The sequence below is a fragment of the Niallia sp. genome (assembly GCF_031978665.1).
In the GTDB taxonomy this organism is placed as follows: Bacteria; Bacillota; Bacilli; order Bacillales; family Cytobacillaceae; genus Niallia.
The window spans coordinates 102,019-120,575 of the sequence record NZ_DALZDK010000009.1 but is presented as its reverse complement, the minus strand read 5'-3'; the positions used below and the strand labels follow the sequence as shown (position 1 = coordinate 120,575).

At 36.3% G+C, this 18,557-nt stretch carries 15 protein-coding genes and 1 riboswitch; of the genes, 2 read left to right on the top strand and 13 right to left on the bottom strand.

Annotated features, from left to right (window positions below):
• Positions 1 to 137: 137 nt before the first annotated feature.
• The 13 genes from RTL21_RS07145 to RTL21_RS07085 all read right to left on the bottom strand — a co-directional run bounded on the left by RTL21_RS07145 (position 138) and on the right by RTL21_RS07085 (position 14,261).
• A complete protein-coding gene (locus RTL21_RS07145; protein ID WP_312094740.1) occupies positions 138 to 569 on the bottom strand; it encodes a VOC family protein in 432 nt (143 codons plus the stop codon).
• Between the two features lie 171 nt (positions 570 to 740).
• The gene (locus RTL21_RS07140) at positions 741 to 2,798 is read right to left on the bottom strand and encodes a PAS domain S-box protein (RefSeq protein ID WP_312094724.1); all 2,058 of its coding nucleotides are present in this window, start codon (positions 2,796 to 2,798) and stop codon (positions 741 to 743) included.
• Between the two features lie 68 nt (positions 2,799 to 2,866).
• Complete coding sequence (locus RTL21_RS07135; protein ID WP_312094722.1) at positions 2,867 to 5,572, bottom strand: hybrid sensor histidine kinase/response regulator; 2,706 nt, start codon at positions 5,570 to 5,572, stop codon at positions 2,867 to 2,869.
• A 273-nt stretch (positions 5,573 to 5,845) separates the two neighbouring features.
• A complete protein-coding gene (locus RTL21_RS07130; protein ID WP_312094720.1) occupies positions 5,846 to 6,451 on the bottom strand; it encodes an NAD(P)-dependent oxidoreductase in 606 nt (201 codons plus the stop codon).
• Positions 6,432 to 7,199 (bottom strand): sirohydrochlorin chelatase, encoded by a 768-nt coding sequence (locus tag RTL21_RS07125; protein WP_312094718.1) that lies wholly within the window; start codon positions 7,197 to 7,199, stop codon positions 6,432 to 6,434. The genes RTL21_RS07130 and RTL21_RS07125 overlap by 20 nt, the downstream gene beginning before the upstream one ends.
• Before the next feature lie 2 nt (positions 7,200 to 7,201).
• Entirely contained in the window at positions 7,202 to 7,972 is a 771-nt protein-coding gene (cobA, locus tag RTL21_RS07120) for a uroporphyrinogen-III C-methyltransferase (RefSeq protein WP_312094716.1), read from the bottom strand.
• Between the two features lie 116 nt (positions 7,973 to 8,088).
• Complete coding sequence (gene cysC, locus RTL21_RS07115; protein WP_312094714.1) at positions 8,089 to 8,694, bottom strand: adenylyl-sulfate kinase; 606 nt, start codon at positions 8,692 to 8,694, stop codon at positions 8,089 to 8,091.
• Positions 8,695 to 8,708: 14 nt separating this feature from the next.
• Positions 8,709 to 9,857, bottom strand: coding sequence for a sulfate adenylyltransferase (sat, locus tag RTL21_RS07110; RefSeq protein WP_312094712.1), 1,149 nt, complete (start codon positions 9,855 to 9,857; stop codon positions 8,709 to 8,711).
• A 36-nt stretch (positions 9,858 to 9,893) separates the two neighbouring features.
• On the bottom strand, positions 9,894 to 10,970 hold the full coding sequence (locus tag RTL21_RS07105) for a sulfate permease (RefSeq protein ID WP_312094710.1): 1,077 nt from the start codon (positions 10,968 to 10,970) through the stop codon (positions 9,894 to 9,896).
• A gap of 20 nt (positions 10,971 to 10,990) precedes the next feature.
• Positions 10,991 to 11,707, bottom strand: a complete 717-nt coding sequence (locus RTL21_RS07100; RefSeq protein ID WP_312094708.1) for a phosphoadenylyl-sulfate reductase — start codon at positions 11,705 to 11,707, stop codon at positions 10,991 to 10,993.
• A gap of 222 nt (positions 11,708 to 11,929) precedes the next feature.
• A complete protein-coding gene (locus RTL21_RS07095) occupies positions 11,930 to 12,049 on the bottom strand; it encodes a YezD family protein (protein ID WP_396954422.1) in 120 nt (39 codons plus the stop codon).
• A gap of 210 nt (positions 12,050 to 12,259) precedes the next feature.
• Positions 12,260 to 12,367, bottom strand: a riboswitch (SAM riboswitch).
• 226 nt (positions 12,368 to 12,593) lie between these two features.
• Positions 12,594 to 13,181, bottom strand: coding sequence for an ECF transporter S component (locus RTL21_RS07090; protein ID WP_312094704.1), 588 nt, complete (start codon positions 13,179 to 13,181; stop codon positions 12,594 to 12,596).
• A 186-nt stretch (positions 13,182 to 13,367) separates the two neighbouring features.
• A complete protein-coding gene (locus tag RTL21_RS07085) occupies positions 13,368 to 14,261 on the bottom strand; it encodes a LysR family transcriptional regulator (RefSeq protein WP_312094702.1) in 894 nt (297 codons plus the stop codon).
• A gap of 531 nt (positions 14,262 to 14,792) precedes the next feature.
• On the opposite strand from RTL21_RS07085, the gene RTL21_RS07080 reads away from it, so the two are divergent.
• Both RTL21_RS07080 and cysI read left to right on the top strand, forming a co-directional pair.
• Entirely contained in the window at positions 14,793 to 16,616 is a 1,824-nt protein-coding gene (locus RTL21_RS07080; RefSeq protein WP_312094700.1) for an assimilatory sulfite reductase (NADPH) flavoprotein subunit, read from the top strand.
• 29 nt (positions 16,617 to 16,645) lie between these two features.
• On the top strand, positions 16,646 to 18,370 hold the full coding sequence (cysI, locus tag RTL21_RS07075) for an assimilatory sulfite reductase (NADPH) hemoprotein subunit (RefSeq protein WP_312094698.1): 1,725 nt from the start codon (positions 16,646 to 16,648) through the stop codon (positions 18,368 to 18,370).
• Positions 18,371 to 18,557: the final 187 nt, after the last annotated feature.

Sequence of the window (18,557 nt, the reverse complement as noted above, 5' to 3'; positions counted from 1 at the left end):
CTTTCTTGCGATTTTTAAAACGGAAGGCTTTTAAAATCAGCTCTTTTAGTTTCTCTGGTTTTTTAACAGTATGTGTTTTCTTTAACGAAAGAACCTATTCTCTAGTTTGCACGCCGTTAAACAGGAACTTCTCTTTATTAAAAATCAATCATTGCTCCTCTTTCATCAAATACAGAGCTTGGATTCCAAGCTACTTCCCAAAGATTATTTTCTGGATCAGCGAAATAAGAGGTTCTTCCGCCCCAGAATGCGTCACTTGGCGCTCTTAGAATTTTTCCGCCTGCCGCTTTTACCTTCTCTATAACACTGTCTACTTCTTCTGGTGTATTTACATTAATAGCAAAGGTAACTCCTCTAAAACTTTCCATCGGACTTTGAAGCTCTATTCCAGCATCCTTTGCCAATTCCTCTAGAGGAAACAGTGTTAAGAGCACACCAGCCGTCTTAAAAACTGCATACGCATCTGAACTAAATTCCTTTTCCTCCCAACCAAGGAGCTGATAAAACTTACGCAATTCTGGTAATCGCCAGGCTCCTAATGTAAGCAATGAAACCCTTTGTGGAACCATCTCGAACACCCACTTTCTTATTCTTTTTACTTATCATTTCGATAGTTCCTTAGTAAATTCCTTTTCCAATAGGCTGCTTTCTAAAGATGTTACTTATAAATGTACAGAGTAAAATAAAGAGGCGCTTTCCCAACAAAAAAAGAAAAATAGAACTGCTAGATAAGCCAATCCCTATTTTCTTTCCTCCATTTCAAAATATACGGAGAATTTTGTACCATTCTCGCCTGTCTGAACTTTTATTCTCGCCATATGGCGCTCTGCAATTCGATAACATACCGCAAGACCAAGTCCTGTACCATTGTCCTTCGTTGTAAAAAAAGGAGTTCCTAGCTTTTTTAATATTTCTTCTTCAATACCATTGCCGCTATCGATGATTTCCAGTACCAGATGCTTTCCTTTGCAGAATGTTCTTATGGTAAGAATTCCTTCTGTCTCCATTGCCTCCAAACCATTTAAAGCAAGGTTAAGTAAAAGCTGCCGTATTTCTTTCTCATCCAAATAGAGTTCTGGGCAATCACCTAATTGCAGATTTACTTTTTTCCCTGTCAATAAAGCCTCCGCGTTAATTAACGGATAAATAATTTCAATAATTTTATTTAACGAATATAACCGCTTATCACTCGTTTTGTTTTTAGCTAACGTCAGAAATTCCTTGATTATCTTATTTGCCCGATCCAGTTCATCAATCATTAATTCCATATGCTCTAATGATAAGTTTGATGGATTTGATTTTCCAATTTGCAGAAATCCATGGACCGTTGTCATCGGATTTCTAATTTCATGCGCGATTCCTGCAGCCATTTCTCCAACAAGGTTTAATTGATCTAGTCTCGCCATTTCTTTTTCAAAAGCCACTCTCTCTGTTATATCATTTAATACAATTAATACACAATTTTTATTCTTAATCGTTATAATTTCAGTAGATAATAAGCCTTGCTTCTGTTCCCCATTTTTTATCGTAAAAAAAACTCTTTGATTTTTTAAAGGGAACTGCCATTCTTCTTCATGAAAAATCTCTTCTATGCCATTCACATCCTTGGAAATTTCCCACTGATAGCTATCCTCCTGTAACTCTTCGATCGTATAACCTGTGCTTTTTACCCAGTTTTTATTTACAGCAATAAAAGTAGGATCTTGCAGGGAACGTATTGCCATCAAACATGGACTTGCTTCAAATATTTGCCGAAATCGCCCTTCTGAAAGTATTAAATCATCTGTTACTTTTGATTTTTCTTCTCGTTCTCTATGTAGCTTATGATTCATTGATAGGAGCTCTAGCGTTCTTTCTTCCACAACAAGCTCTAATTGATCGACTTGCTGCTTTCTTAATAGCTCTACCTCTTTTCTTTCAGAAATATCTCGAATCGTACATACAAATAATTGGTAATCTTCAACCATTGCGTCCCCAATGTATATATCAACTGGAAAAACAATATTATTCTTTCGTTTAGCTTTTGCTTCTATCATTCTACCAATAAAATTTGGAACTAACATATCCAATGAAATAGGTGTTTCTTCAGAAATCTCTGATTCAATAGAATGCAAGAGAACTTCAATAGAAGAACCGATTAAATCATCTTCTCCATAACCAAACATTTTTCTCACACTTGGATTGACACTAATAATAGTTCCTTCTTCATCGAAAGTGACAATCGTATCTTGCAATGCTTTCTGTAAGATAGAAGAAAATACAGCATTTTTAGTCAAATCCATTTTGGTTATTCGCAGTTCCTTATCCATTTTTTCCAATTCAGAGGTTGTTTGCCAGTTCATCTCATGGAGACTTTTGGTATGACTTTCATAAATTTGAACAAACTGTGCCACTTTGCTTTTCAACGCTTCTGGATTAAATGGCTTTACAATATAGTCAATGGCACCTACTTGATATCCTTGCATAATATGTTGCATATCTTGGCTGATTGCGGTAATAAAAATAATGGGAATATGTCGAGATTTTTTACGTTCTTTAATTAATTTTGCTGTTTCAAAACCATTTAGCCCTGGCATTTGAACATCTAGCAGAATAACAGCAAAATCATAAGTCAAAATGAATTTCAGTGCTTCTTCACCTGATTTAGCAAAAACTAAATGATAACGAGGATTATTTAACACTGCTTCTAACGCCAAAAGATTCTCTTGTAAATCATCTACCATTAAAATGTAGATCGGTTCCGATAGTGAAGTAGATAGATTTTTCTTTTGTTCTATAGATTGAGCCGAATTCTGCATAAATATATGAAGCCTCCTATCTATTAACAAGCCTTTTACCAACGTAGCTAAACACTAGTGTCGTTCTATTATTCTTTATAAAGCCAAACTTGAATAAGCGAATATAATTGTTCTAAATTAACCGGTTTACTAATATAATCAGATGCACCCGCTTCTATACACTGTTCTCGATTATGCTTCATTGCTTTTGCAGTTAGTGCAATAATAGGCAATGTTTTATAATCCTCTTTATCCCTTATGATGGAAATAGCTTCTAAGCCGCTCATTTCTGGCATCATAATATCCATTAATACAAGATCAATATCCGGGTTTTTCTCTAAAAGGCTTATACCGTCCTTGCCATTTTCCGAGTAAAGAATATCAATATTGTACTCTTCCAATGCTGCATGGATGGAAAAAATATTACGTATATCATCATCAATGATTAGGACTTTCTTTCCCGTCAAATTAGCATTTTTATTCGATTGAATGGTCTCTATTACTTCTTCAGTCGTTGCTGCAACCTGTCGGACGCTCTCTTCCTTCTGCAATGTCTCCTTAGCTACTCCTTTTCCTAACTCCTTCTGTCTCTTTATAGGCAAATAGAGAGAAAAAGAACTTCCCATGCCTTCGATACTAGTCGCTTCCAATTTTCCTCCAAGCAAGTGAGAAATTTCCTTACAGATAGATAACCCAAGGCCAGTTCCCCCGTATTTTCTGCTGATTGTTCCATCCGCTTGCTTAAAGGGCTCAAAAATAATATCCATTTTTTCCTCAGGGATACCAATCCCTGTATCCTTCACGGTAAAGGATAGTACCGCTTCATTCGATATAGCTAACTTAGAAGTATTCTCCAACCGAATTGACAGCTCTATCCTTCCTTTTTCCGTAAATTTAAAGGCATTTGACAATAGATTTTTTAACACCTGATTTAAACGATGTGCATCGGTTTCAATGAAGGCAGGAACCTCTTTCTCCACTTTTATGGAAAAATCCAGTTTTTTCTGATTGGCAATCGGAGAAAATTGATTTTTCAAACAGTTTTGGATTTCCTCCATTTTTACTGGCTCCACTATTATTTCCATCATACCAGTCTCAATTTTTTCCAAATCCAATATTTCATTAATTAATCTTAATAATTCATTGCCAGAATAATTAATTGTCTGCAAGTATTGAATTTGTTTTGCATTTAAATTTTCATTTTCTTTTTCCACTAGCATTTGTGACAAGATCAGCATGCTATTTAAAGGGGTTCGAAGTTCATGAGACATATTTGCCAAAAACTCTGATTTATATTGGGAGCTATAAACTAACTGTTGCGCCTTTTCCTCTAATTTCTTTCCTATCTTTTCAAGTTCGGCATTTTTCTCCTCTGACACTCTGTATTGTGCCTGAAGCTCCTCATTAATCGCCATTAATTCCTGCTGCTGAGCCTGAAGCTCCTCCGATTGGCTTTGTAGCTCCTCTGTCAACCGTTGTTCATCTTCTAATAATCGCTTTACTTCCAGTCGGTTAACAATTCCGTGAATGGATATACCCAGATATTCCACCACGGCTTTAAGTAAGTTTCGTTGAACAGGTCTAAAATATTGCAAAGAGGCTAATTCTACAATGGCTAATACTTTCCCTTCATAGGAAACAGGATAAATAAGCACTTGTTTTGGTTCCGCCTCTCCTGAACCAGACTTAATCTTTATGTATCCTTCAGGAATATCAATAAGACTGATGCTTTTATTCTCCTTAGCAGCTTGTCCTACTAATCCTTCTCCAAGCTGGATAATAGATGGTCGATCTTCATTATGGAAGGCATAATGCCCTATTTCCTCTAGATAGCGCGCCTCGCCCTTCTTATTTAAAAAATAGAATACACCATATTGAGCACCTACTGCTGGTGTAATTTGACTAATAAAGCAATCTGAAAGCGACTCCATTGTTTCCGACATCGAAAAACTAGTTGTAATTTCTGCCAAACGTGAATCAAGCCAGCTTTGTTCTTCCGCCTTTGCCCTGCTTTCCATTTCATCTCGAGAATACTTTTCTAAAGTCGTTACCATTTCATTAAAGGCACGCGCAATTTCTCCTAGTTCATCTTTTGAATGAACCTCTAATCGGGGAAATTTAATTCCCTTTTTATAAGAAATACCAGACATGACAGTAGTAACTTTGTTTAAATTTTTCGTTAATCCTCTTATTAAATAAATGGCAACCGCAATGCTACATACAACACCGATAGTTATATAGACATATGTCATTAAAACAACAATATCATACCTTTTTTTTGAATTTGCTAGATCCTCTTGCATTTCTTGAAGCTGTACAGTATAAAGAGAACTGGCAATTTGTAACAATCTATTTTTTTCATCATTTTCTCTAATCCAAAAATTCGTATTCATTTTTTTATCTTCTGCTTCCGCTACTTGCTCTCCCTTTTCTTCATAGATCTCATAAATTGTCGAAAACTTTATTAATAAATCCTGTGTTTCTTCTTTTTTGTCTTTATCTGTTAAGAAGTTATACGCTTCATTTATTTCTTTTCTTGTATCTTCCATTTGCCTCATCGTTATTTCACTCAACGTTTTGGAAGGTTGAGAGGATAGTTCATATATCTCTCTGCTCAAGTTATTAATTTCATTTTTTAATGTATAAGCAGCATTTATTCTTTCTGTTTTGTCATTAACAAGTACATGCATCTTGTCATTTTGCTGCCGAAGCATACTCATAAGTACAATAATTAGGATGGTAATTAAAACAAAGATAATTCCTAAACCAAAATAAAGCTTTGTACTAAATCTCATGTATCCTCCTATCAATCTGCCAGTTTAAAAGATAGCCACCTTTTTTGAACTAGAATCGATTTATTTAAAAGTTATGAAAATAATACCATTATACAAAAATTATATGTTAAACATGGTAATGATACAATATGATAATTGGATGAAACTAGAAATAAAAAGAAGGGGATTAAAAAATTTCAAGTGAGGAAAAGACTACTTCGTATTCTGGGATTGGTCTTTAGAATTTTACTAGTGTAAGAAATGCATAAAAAACCCCTTATGCCTTGTATCACTTTAAAGGTTTAGGAGTTTTTCATAGTAAATATTTCGTAAAGTAGCTGAATCTCTATAAGCATCATCTAAGATTTCATCTAAGATAGCATTGGAAGCATCAGACAAAAATGACTTTTGCTTTAAAAGGGTGCGAACCTGATATAAAAAGTCAATATATGCAATATAATTATCATCATATGTCTGCTGCCATTCTTCTTTCATCTTCTTAGCTAGCTTCGGACTTGCTCCATTCGTAGAAACACTTAAATGTAAACGCCCTTTTTTAAAACTAGCTGGAATTTGACAATTTCCCTCTTCAAAAGAAGAAGCATCGTTCACTAAGCTAATGGACTTTAATCTTTGGGTAATGCGGCGATTTTCTTGTCGATCATTCGTTGCAGCAATGGTTAGAAAAGCATCAGTAAAATCTTCATCTGCTCCTTTTCTTTGAAACAGCTGTATTTTCCCATTTTTCGAAAGTTCTTCCAGCTCGCTACATACTTCAGGACTAATTACTGTTACATTTGCCTCTTCCTCAAGAAGCAGTATTACCTTTCGATATGCAACCTTCCCGCCACCTACTACCACACAATGTTTGTCCTTTATATCAACCAGTAATGAGAGCATATTCGTTTCCTACCATCATTTCATCAACTCTTTCTTTTAAAATCCCTGCTATTAAGGGATCATAGCCTAAATAAGGAGCAAGCACGTATTCTTTATCGGTACTTTTGATTTTATTAATTGTTTTTTCCATCGACTTCATTAAAATACCGGTAAATAGAAGATACGGAATTACTAACACATGGCGATAAGTTGAATGCTCAGCTATTTGAAGTGCTTCTTCAAAGCTAGGCTGCGCAGCCGTTAAATAGCAATCCTCTACAGTAATTCGTTCTACTCGTTTTTCAATTAAAGACGCAATTTTACCCAAATCCTGTTTTACATCCGGATCGCTACTTCCACGCCCAACCAGAATAACAAGTATTTCCTCATTTGTTTCCTGATAAAGGCTTGTATTTCTAATTTTATCTGCAACAATTTCGACCATCTGTGGATGCACACCAATTGGTCTGCCATATTTAATTTGAACATGTGGATATTTTATCGAGAGCTTTTCTAATACTTCGGGAATATCTTTTTTGGCATGGGCTGCTGTCAGAAGCAAAACGGGTATGATATGGATAATGGTAGCACCTTTTTCGACACAATTACGAAACCCTTCCTCTATGGCAGGCTCCGACAATTCTAAGAAGGAATATTCTTGTATGCCCTGAAATTCATTCGTTTCCATACATTTCTTAACAAAGGAAATCGCCTGTGCGCTTGCTTCCTGGACCCTGCTTCCATGACAAATATATAATACAGCTTCCATTATCAAACAACCTCTTTCGGAATGGTTTCTCCGAAGCTCTCTTCAAACCATTGGATTTTCTCTCGCATTTTTACTACTTCTCCAATTACAATCATACATGGATTTTCTATTTTCCCTTTTTCTGCGTCCTCTAATACATGCATTAAGTCCGTTATAATAGTCTTTTGGTTAAAAGTCGTTCCCCAATTTATTAAAGCAACGGGTGTTGCGCTATTTCTCCCAAAAGACAGTAGCTTCGACTGAATATATGGTAGATTTTTCACTCCCATATAGATTGCAAGCGTATCAATTTGCGAAAGTGCCTCCCATTTAATATGGTCTTCCTCCCCATTTTTCATATGACCTGTTACAAATGCGAAGGAAGATCCATAATTACGGTGCGTCACCGGGATACCTGCATAGCTTGGTGCAGCAATGCCTGCTGTAATCCCTGGCACAATTTCAAAGGGAATCTGATTTTTTGCTAATTCTTCTGCTTCCTCTCCACCCCTTCCAAATACAAAAGGGTCACCGCCTTTTAGTCGCGTTACGATTTTCCCCTTTTTCGCATGTTTGACTAAAGTTTGATTAATCAATTCCTGCTTCATGGCGTGATGATGGGGTAGCTTACCACAATAAATTAGTTCAGCCTTAGGTCTCGCAAATTCTAATAGCTCTCGATTTACTAAACGATCATATAAAATAACATCTGCATTTTTGATACATTTTAATCCCTTTACCGTTATTAAATCTGGATCTCCTGGTCCTGCACCAACTAGATATACTTTCCCCATTTTATCCACCCTTCTTGTTGTTTCTTTCTCTTAGGACTTGTTAAAAAAAGTGGGGAAAGGAAATAACGATGAACGAATAGTATTTATTTACGCCCAAGTTTCTCCTTTTCCCTACATTAAGAGATGTAATATTCTTTTTCTTTTAAATATTGTACGATTTGTTCCACACACTCTTCAATGGAATGTTTTTCTGTATCCACTACTATTTCTGGATGAAGAGGCTCCTCATATGGAGAACTAATCCCAGTGAAGTCTTTAATGATCCCTTTTCTTGCCTTCTCATACAAGCCTTTTGGATCCCGCGCTTCACAAGCCTCTATGGAACATTTTATATAAACTTCAACAAACTCGTTTTCTTCTAATAAAGCTCTTACTCTATCACGATCTTCTCGAAATGGAGAAATAAAAGCAGTTAGTACTACCTGCCCACTGTCTACAAACAGCTTGCTAACTTCTCCAATTCTTCTGATGTTTTCTTTACGATCCTCATCAGAAAATCCTAAGTCTTTATTGATTCCAAAACGAATATTATCTCCATCTAGCACATAGCTATTTGTCTGGTCTTCAAATAATCTTTTCGCTACAGCATTTGCAACTGTTGATTTCCCAGAACCAGATAACCCGGTAAACCATAATACATAGCTATGGTGTTTATTTTTTTCTCTTCTGTCTCTCTTTGTTACAGTATGGTCATGCCATGTGATATTTGTACTTTGGCTCAACAGTTCTCTCTCCTTTAAGAATGGATTTCTTGTTTTTGTAATCCTTTGATTAATACTTCCACTACTTCTTTGCGGCTAAATGTGCTTGGTGGAATTTCTCCATTTCTTAAAAGCTCACGAACTTTCGTACCTGACAAAATCTCATGATGCTCGCTACCATGTGGACAAGTCTTTGTAGAAGCCATGTTCTCACATTTCTTACAATAAAAACTATGTTCAAAGAATAATAGATTAATGCCTAACTCATCTTGTGTAAATTGATCAAAAATTCTTTGTGCGTCATAGGTTCCATAATAACTGCCTACTCCAGCATGATCACGACCTACGATAAAATGGGTACAGCCATAATTCTTTCTAACCATCGCGTGGAATACTGCTTCTCTTGGTCCTGCATAACGCATCGCAGCTGGGAATACAGCTAAGAAAACGCGATTCTCAGGATAATAATTTTTCAATAATACTTGGTAACTCTCCATACGAACATCCGCTGGAATATCATCTGCTTTCGTTTCTCCTACTAATGGATTTAAAAATAAACCATCGACAATTTCAAGTGCTGATTTTTGGATATATTCATGGGCACGGTGAACAGGATTTCTTGTTTGGAATCCTACTACAGTCTTCCAGCCTTTTTCTGCAAAAACTGCTCTTGTTTCTGCTGGGTCCAAGTAAAAGCTACTGAAATCTGTTTTTTCTACTTTCTTTATAAGCTTGATTGGTCCGCCAAGATAAATATTTCCGCGGTCAAACATTTTTTTCACACCAGGATGTGCTAAATCATCGGTACGGTAAACGGATACTGCTTCTTTATTTTTATTAGGAATGTAAATATCCTTCACTGTAAGTACACCATATACTTCTCCTTGATGTACTAATTTCACTGTATCATCAAGTTCAATTTTTTCTGATTGTTCCTTTGAAATAGGCAATGTTATAGGGATACTCCATACTTCGCCTGTAGATAAATGCATATTTTCCACAACCGCTTCATAATCTTTTTGTGAAAGAAATCCTGTTAGCGGGCTATACGCACCGTTTCCAATCAACTCCAGATCACTAAGTGCAATTGTATCAATTTCTAGTTCTACCTTTAGTTCAGATACATCAAAAGTTGGTTCATATAAATTAATTAATTTTCCACCATGTGGTTGACTTAATGACATTTTTTAGCACACCTTTCTTTTTCCGAGTTAGTATAATTAAATTCCGCCACCGTCTTCATAAATAGTGCTGTTATCTTCGCGAATGGTTTTCATTAGGCTTATAATCCCAAGTGTAGCAATACATACACTAAGAATTATAAGTACATTATAAATATCTGCTTTAATGAATAATTGAACTAAGCTATAGGAAATGACTAGAGATAAGACTGGAGAAACAATCCATACCTTAAATATCCTTAGCACTAGTTTCTTTTTTAACATTCCATAGCCATTCTTTGACACACCTATTCCAATAATGGCAGAGCTAGTAACTTGTGTTAGTGGAACTGGTATTCCAAAAATAGAAGCAATTGTCACTAATGTTGCGCCAGTTCCAGAAATTAGTCCTCCTTCAAGCTTGCTAAATTGGACAATTTTCTTTCCGTTCGTCTGCAGGACTCTTCCACCTAACAAAAAGGCACCAATTGCAATGAAAACCCCTCCAACAACTACTCCCGTTTGCATGGATATCATATCAGCACCAACTAACGGTCCAATAGAGTTTGCGACATTGTTCATGCCAGCAGAGAAGGCTTCAAAGCATCCAATGATAATGACAAAAATAGATAAATATTTTTCATTACCTGGATTACGAATCCATTCATTATGACTTTCAAGCTTTCTTATATATTTTCCAGCCCCTAAAGCAATAAAAAAAGAAACGATTGGAACAAGAAACCAAAAGAAGACAATCCATAAAATATTAGCAATGTATAAGCTTTTAAAAGCTACACCTACTCCTACGACACTTCCAACTGTAATTTCACTTGTTGATAGTGGAATCCCCATTATATTAGCAATAAATAAGGAAAGAGCAGCTGACGATAAAATGATTAAAACAATTTTCGCATCAAGAAGATCACTTGGAATTAACCCTTCCCCGACTGTCTTTACTACTTCGCTTCCGCCAATAACTGCCCCTAGTAAGATTGCAACCGCACATATAAGCAGAGCTACTCTTTTTTTGGGAATGGCGCCTGATCCATATGCAACACCTAGGCTTGCTGCAGCCCCACTTGCGCCAATGTTCATTGCAAAAAACAATGACATAATACCTGCTAAAATTACGATCATACCTTTTTACCTCTACTCATTTATTGTAAGTGTAACCCGCATTCTGTTTTCCCTTTTCCTGTCCATCTTCCAGATCGTAAATCTTCCATATTAATAGCAGGCTGTGTACAGGTTCTGCAACCAATGCTTGGATAGCCCCTATCATGGAGAATATTGTAATCTAGGGAATTCTTATGGGCATATCTCCAAACATCTTTCCATGTCCAATGTATAAGTGGACAAACTTTAATTGACTTGAATTTATTATCCTTATTTAGGTATTGCGTATTTTTTCTTGATTCGGACTGTTCTCTTCGAAGTCCAGATATCCAAGCAACTGGCTCAGATAGGACTTCATTTAAAGGAATAACTTTCCGAATCTCACAGCACTTATTCGGATTGGATAACCAAAGCTCCTCTCCATATTGAGCAGCCTGTTCTTCTAGTGTAATCGCTGGTTTTTTCAACTCAATTTGCAAATCTGGATACCGCTTTTTCACTTTTTCAATCAATTCATATGTTTCGTCAAAATGTACATCTGTATCTAAAAAAACAATATGAGCATCTTTTTTTATTTTAGAAATCAAATCAATTAGTACAATTCCTTCTATTCCAAAACTACAGGCATAGACAATATCGTCTTTGTACGTATCATAGGCCCACTTTAAAACCTCTAAGGCTCCCTTTGTTTCCGTTTCACTTGGAAAGTCAACAGGAGGATACGTATCTATCGTTTCATAGGTTAATAACTGACTCATAAAAATCCTCCATTCTTATTAGAAAAGCTCAAAGCGCCTATAAAATATAGCGCAAATGCTACCAATTTCTATCATTAAAAACTACTTCTAGTATCAAATATTTATGGATTAATGTGCCATTTATATAAAAAAGACAGCTTTAACCCACCTATTTAGTTAAAGTTGCCTCTAGTTTATCTAGTCAGCTTCTTTATAACTCGCTAGTTAACAGGAGGCTTCCTGTTATTTTCCTAAGCGTATTTTTTCGTTTTTCTCAATTTGAATTATTTTCCCATCCTGTACAACTAATGTGACAGATCCAAACTTCATTGTTTTAAGAATTTCCTCTAATTGAGATTTCACTTTGCCCAGCTGATTTGTTTCCCCCACCAACAAATCCCTCCTTTAAAAGGTGAACCTTTTATAAATCCATTAGAAATGAGTCTGCTAAGCTAGACATCTATTGAATTACAGAAATGCTTACCAATGACTGTTTGTTTTTGGTATTCGTAAGGAGTAGCTAAACGATAAAAAAATCCTTCCGTTTGGAAAGATATCAGGTAATTATTCCTTACCTTATCTTTCAAAATGGATATCCATTTTGTTGGATTTAGCACCTTGCGTAATTAGTAGGTTGCCGGACTTCTTTGGGCCAATTCCCTCAGTCTCTCTTGATAAGCATCGTTATTTTCTAAATTTTATCATAATTGCTATTATTGTCAATAAGTTTTTCTAGTTGTTTAGTCGGAATTATTCTTTCGTAGTTCCTACTTATTTAGTATGGATACTCTTTCTTTATTTATATCAAAAATATTTTACTTTGTGCATGACCTACTTACAAAACAATTCTTTTTTTCGCAAAAAAATAGCCGATTAGCACTACTGCATCAGCTATTTTTTCAATTCTTTATCTTTTTCTTATTTTTAATAATGGCTTAGCGATAATTGGCGTAATGATTCCAGAAAATATCGCTTCTGGAATTCCATTTGTACCAACTATAGCTAAGATTGCTGGTAATAGATCTTCTACATTAACATTAATTGCGTTTGCATACGGTTCTCTTACAAATAAATAAACAAAGCCCATAACGAGAATCGTATTCGTTAAAGAGCCGATAACCCCGGAAATACTCATGGCTAGCGTCTCATTCATTCTGCCTTTTAACACTTTATAGAAAAGAAGTCCTGCCACGACTCCAATCATTATTCTTGGAAAAACAGAAATTAACGGATTGGTAAAAATGATCGGCGCAAGGATACTTGTTGGATAGATGAAAGCACGGATGAAGGTTATTAATCCCCAGACTCCCCCTATAATTGCACCATCTAATGTTCCCAATACAATTGCAGCGATGATTACTGTAACCTGAATAATTGTTAAACTAAGCGGGCCAATCGGAATATACCCTAATAACGGAACAAAGGTTTGAATAATAATAATTGCTGAAAGCAGTCCGAGTAGAACTAGGCGAGTTGTTTTGTTTTTTTTCTTCATAGACAAGTAGTTCTCCTTATTTTAGAAAAAGCAAGTCTTCACTTTTCCTTTATATAATAAAAAAATTCCTTTGTTATCATACTACAAAAACTAGCCATTTTTCTATGAATATAGAAGGGTTATTCTGTTTTTTTCTTAGGATGATGCTAAATACCTGTAGTTATACATCTCGCCTAGACTATGTTATTACTCTGAATAAGGAAAAGTCTCCGTCAGTGTCTCGATAAAGGTAAGAACGTTTTGCTTCTCCTTCATAATGGGGGCAATTAGATAGGAAAGTCTCCGTGTAAATCGAGTATTTACGACTGGAATAATACATAGGTTCCTGTTCTTTACATCTCTTTCAATAACACTTTGGGATAAAAGAGAAAGCCCATTTCCATTTATAAGCGTTTCTTTAATGCCTTGATTACTACTAATGGTTAAAAAGGATTTTGCCCTTAATCCATTGGAGCGGATAACATGATTTAAGTATTCCCTTGTCCCTGATCCAACCTCTCTGGTAATCCATGCTTGGTCATGGAGCTCGGAAATCGCAACTTCTTCTCGATTTGCCAATGGGTGGTGAACAGATGCGACAATAAATAGCTCATCCTCCATAAAGGGGATAACGTCCAATTCCTTATCATTTGTCTGTCCTTCAATTAAGCCAATATCTACTTCATATAGTCTTACTGCTTGGACAATTTCTTCTGTATTACCAATTGTCGCTTGTATCTGCAACTCCGGATGCTGTTTTTGCAAATCAAGTAATAAGGATGGCAGAATATACTCGCCAATTGTAAAGCTTGCACCTATTTTTAGCTCCCCTTTTATCGCATGATGATGCTCCATAATATGCTGTCTTGTCTGTTCATATAGGCGAATCATCTGAACCGCACAATCATATAACATTTGACCAGTTGGCGTTACTTTTAAATACTTAGGTGACCGGTCCAGTAATTTTGTTTGAAATTCTTTTTCAAGATTTTTGATATGGAGACTCACACTCGGCTGAGACATAAGCAGCATTTCTGCTGTTTTAGTAAAATTCTTCACTTCAACAAGCGTCACAAATGTTTTTAATGCGTCGTACTGCATGGTTTTCTCCTCCAATAATCCATGTGTATATGTTTATTGTTATCTAGTTAGAATTTTTGATAAATAAAAATGAAAACTTGCTAACTAATTATTAGAAATACTAATAGTTTCAATAATTTATATGTATTTTACTAATTCTTTCAATTACAGTAAAGTACAATTAGTATACGTGTAATAGGAGGATGATTTAGGCGTTTTTGGTTTGTTTTTGTTAATGTCCTTGCGCCTATCCAGCTTTCCATCACTCGTTTTGTTAATCCACTATTCGATTATCTTTGTAAGAGGCTGGTTTTAATTTTGCTATTAAAAGACGGAACAACCTAATACAAATTCATATCCTTTTAGAAAAACATCATCCCCCAGCTTGTTCTAAATAAAACAGGCACTTTTGTTTTTCTAATCCGATTTGTCTGATGGGATTAATAAAAACACAGTGACAATCCTCCTTTTTCATTATAAAATAAATGTCAAGAATTATCTTACTAATCAAATTTCGACAAGAAATGTTAATATCCTTGTGAGGTGAAAGTGTTGCAGCTTCAAGTAGTAAACAGTCCGTTTAATCAAGAACAAACAGAATTATTAAACCGCCTTTTACCAACTTTAACAGAATCACAGAAAATTTGGCTCAATGGCTATTTATCCGCTTCCTCGACGGTAGTCGCAACAGCAGGAGAACCTAGCTTAACTACTGAAATAACGGAACAAAAAACAGCAAATCCCATTACAAAAGACATTACGATTCTTTTTGGATCTCAAACTGGTAATGCACAAAACCTTGCCAAAAATCATGGCAACCGTTTAAAGGAACTAGGATTTAATGTTACTGTGCAATCGATGAGTGACTTTAAGGCAAATAATCTCAAAAAGATACAAAATCTTCTTATTATTGTTAGTACACATGGCGAAGGTGATCCACCAGATACAGCAATCGCTTTCCATGAATTCCTGCACGGTAAACGAGCACCTAAGCTAGAGGATTTCCACTACTCTGTATTAGCACTTGGTGATAGTTCGTATGAATTCTTTTGCGAAACAGGAAAACAATTTGATGAGCGTTTAGAAGAATTAGGCGGAACTAGACTTTATCCCCGTGTCGATTGTGATCTTGATTATGATGAACCAGCAAGTGAATGGTTTGCAGGTGTCGTTAGTGGGTTGAATCTTCAATCGGAATCAACAGTATCTAATGCCATAAGCACAATACCATCTTCCATTCAAGATTCCGGCTATTCTCGCAGCAATCCGTATTATGCTGAAGTATTAGACATTATCAATCTAAATGGACGTGGTTCAAATAAAGAAACCTTGCATGTGGAACTTTCTATTGAGGATTCTGGAATTACCTTCAAACCAGGCGACAGCCTTGGAATATTCCCGAATAACGATCCAGAGCTAGTAGACCTTTTAATTAATAAACTAGGCTTCTCTAAAACAGAAAGTGTAACGATAAATAAACAAGGGGAAGTTCTTGCTTTTAGGGAGGCTTTATTAACTTACTATGAAATTACTGTTTTAACAAAGCCACTATTACAAAAGTTTTCCGAACTAGCAGCAAATAAGTCTTTAGATGAACTGCTCGCTAAAGGAAACGAAGACAAATTAAAAGCTTATTTGAATGGCCGGGACTTATTAGATCTTATCCAAGATTTTGGTCCATTAGAAATAAATGCACAAACATTTGTGTCCTTGCTTCGTAAACTGCCGACACGTCTTTATTCCATCGCCAGCAGCTACCAGGCAAATCCTGATGAAGTACATTTAACCATTGGTGCAGTTCGTTATCATGCAAATGGACGAGATCGCAACGGCGTTTGCTCCGTCCAACTAGCTGAACGTATCCAACCTGGCGATAAACTGCCTATTTATATACAAAACAATGAAAATTTCAAGCTTCCTGACAGTCCAGACACGCCAATTATTATGGTTGGTCCAGGAACAGGAGTTGCTCCATTCCGTTCTTTCTTACAAGAAAGAGAAGAAATAGGTGCTAACGGAAAATCATGGCTTTTCTTTGGAGACCAGCATTTTGTGACAGACTTTCTCTATCAAACAGAATGGCAAAACTGGCTTAAAGATGGCGTGTTAACGAAAATGAATATTGCATTTTCCCGTGATAAAGCAGAAAAGGTCTATGTTCAGCATCGTATGCTTGAACACAGTAAAGAGCTATTTGAATGGCTGGAAGAAGGAGCAGTTCTCTATATTTGTGGAGATGAAAAGCATATGGCACATGATGTGCATCAAACACTTCTTGCTATTATTCAAAAAGAAGGCCAAATGTCATTAGAACAAGCTGAGGAATACGTAGCAGCGATGACTCAGAACAAACGTTATCAACGTGATGTATATTAATTATTTTGGCAGGAAAGGAGTTTTCTAAAATGGCGAAACAAGTATTAAAAGCACCAGATGGACCACCAAGTGATGTGGAACGAATTAAAGAAGAAAGCAATTATTTACGTGGCACCCTAAAAGAATCCATGGAAGAGGAATTAAGTTCTGGTATTTCTGAAGACGATAACCGGTTAATGAAATTTCATGGCAGCTATTTGCAGGATGATCGCGATATTCGAAATGAACGAGCAAAGCAAAAGCTTGAGCCTGCCTACCAATTTATGCTCCGTGTTCGAACTCCAGGTGGAGTGGCAACACCGGCTCAATGGCTGACAATGGATGATTTGGCACAGAAATATGGAAATAATACCTTAAAATTAACGACCCGCCAAGCTTTCCAAATGCATGGCATTTTAAAATGGAATATGAAACAAACGATACAAGATATCCATCAGTCCTTACTTGATACGATTGCAGCTTGTGGCGATGTAAATCGTAATGTTATGTGTAACCCAAATCCGTATCAGTCAGAGCTCCATAGCGAGGTTTATGAATGGTCACAAAAATTAAGTGATTATTTACTTCCTCGTACAAGAGCCTATCATGAGCTTTGGTTAGATCAGGAAAAAGTAGCTTTCTCTCCAACTGTAGAGGAAACCGAAATAGAGCCAATGTATGGAAAACTTTATTTGCCTAGAAAGTTTAAAATCGGAATCGCCGTTCCTCCTTCCAATGATATTGATGTATTTTCCCAAGATCTTGGACTTATTGCTATTACAGAAGGCCAAAAACTGGTTGGATTCAATGTAGCAATTGGTGGCGGAATGGGAATGACTCATGGGGATAAAGCAACCTATCCACAGCTTGCGAAAGTGATCGGATTCTGTACACCAGAACAAATTCTTGATGTGGCTGAAAAAGTAATTACGATTCAGCGAGATTATGGCAATCGCTCCGTTCGTAAGAATGCTCGTTTTAAATATACCGTCGACCGTCTCGGCTTAGAGAATATTGTCGAAGAATTAGAAAACCGCTTAGGCTGGAAGCTTCAAGCAGCAAGAGAATTTCATTTTAACCACAATGGGGATCGCTATGGCTGGGAAAAAGGCATCAAAGGAAAATGGCATTTCACCCTATTTGTTGAAGGTGGCCGTATTAAAGATTATGAAAACTACCCTTTAATGACTGGATTACGCGAGATTGCCAAAGTACACACTGGTGATTTCCGATTAACAGCTAATCAGAATTTAGTAATTGCGAATGTTTCAAGTCGCAATAAAAAGCAAATTGCTAATTTAATAGAGCAATTTGGCATCATGGATGGAAAACGCTTTTCTGCCTTGCGCCGTAATTCGATCGCTTGTGTGTCTCTACCAACATGTGGTTTAGCAATGGCAGAGGCAGAGCGCTATTTACCAGTCTTAATTGATAAGATTGAAGAAATAGTTGATGAAAATGGATTACGTGAAGAAGAGATAACCATTCGTATGACCGGGTGTCCTAACGGCTGTGCTCGCCATGCATTAGGTGAGATTGGATTTATCGGTAAAGGGCCTGGGAAATACAATATGTATTTAGGCGCAGCCTTTAACGGAAGCCGCTTAAGCAAACTCTATCGTGAAAATGTTGGCGAGGAAGAAATCCTTTCAGAGCTTCGTGTATTGCTCCCTCGTTATGCAAAAGAACGCTTAGAAAATGAACACTTCGGAGATTTTGTCATTCGTGCTGGAGTTGTTAAAGAAGTAACAGATGGTATGAATTTCCATGATTGATTGATGAATAGCTGACACCACTTAATTATTTTTGATTGGGTGGTGTTTTTTTGTAGGACTGTGGGGGGGATGTTGTGATTTGGATCATATACATATATTCGGCGTTTGGATCATATATTCGAACTTTGGATCATATATTCAAAGTTTGGATCATTTATTCGAACTTTGGATCATATATTCAAAGTTT

Excerpts from the sequence above, each read along its gene's own strand:
- RTL21_RS07090 (WP_312094704.1), bottom strand. The coding sequence starts at position 13,181 with ATGAAGAAAAAAAACAAAACAACTCGCCTAGTTCTACTCGGACTGCTT.
- RTL21_RS07140 (WP_312094724.1), bottom strand. The coding sequence starts at position 2,798 with ATGCAGAATTCGGCTCAATCTATAGAACAAAAGAAAAATCTATCTACT.
- RTL21_RS07100 (WP_312094708.1), bottom strand. The coding sequence starts at position 11,707 with ATGAGTCAGTTATTAACCTATGAAACGATAGATACGTATCCTCCTGTT.
- cysI (WP_312094698.1), top strand. The coding sequence starts at position 16,646 with ATGGCGAAACAAGTATTAAAAGCACCAGATGGACCACCAAGTGATGTG.
- RTL21_RS07105 (WP_312094710.1), bottom strand. The coding sequence starts at position 10,970 with ATGATCGTAATTTTAGCAGGTATTATGTCATTGTTTTTTGCAATGAAC.
- cobA (WP_312094716.1), bottom strand. The coding sequence starts at position 7,972 with ATGGGGAAAGTATATCTAGTTGGTGCAGGACCAGGAGATCCAGATTTA.
- RTL21_RS07130 (WP_312094720.1), bottom strand. The coding sequence starts at position 6,451 with ATGCTCTCATTACTGGTTGATATAAAGGACAAACATTGTGTGGTAGTA.
- RTL21_RS07145 (WP_312094740.1), bottom strand. The coding sequence starts at position 569 with ATGGTTCCACAAAGGGTTTCATTGCTTACATTAGGAGCCTGGCGATTA.
- RTL21_RS07085 (WP_312094702.1), bottom strand. The coding sequence starts at position 14,261 with ATGCAGTACGACGCATTAAAAACATTTGTGACGCTTGTTGAAGTGAAG.
- RTL21_RS07135 (WP_312094722.1), bottom strand. The coding sequence starts at position 5,572 with ATGAGATTTAGTACAAAGCTTTATTTTGGTTTAGGAATTATCTTTGTT.
- RTL21_RS07125 (WP_312094718.1), bottom strand. The coding sequence starts at position 7,199 with ATGGAAGCTGTATTATATATTTGTCATGGAAGCAGGGTCCAGGAAGCA.
- sat (WP_312094712.1), bottom strand. The coding sequence starts at position 9,857 with ATGTCATTAAGTCAACCACATGGTGGAAAATTAATTAATTTATATGAA.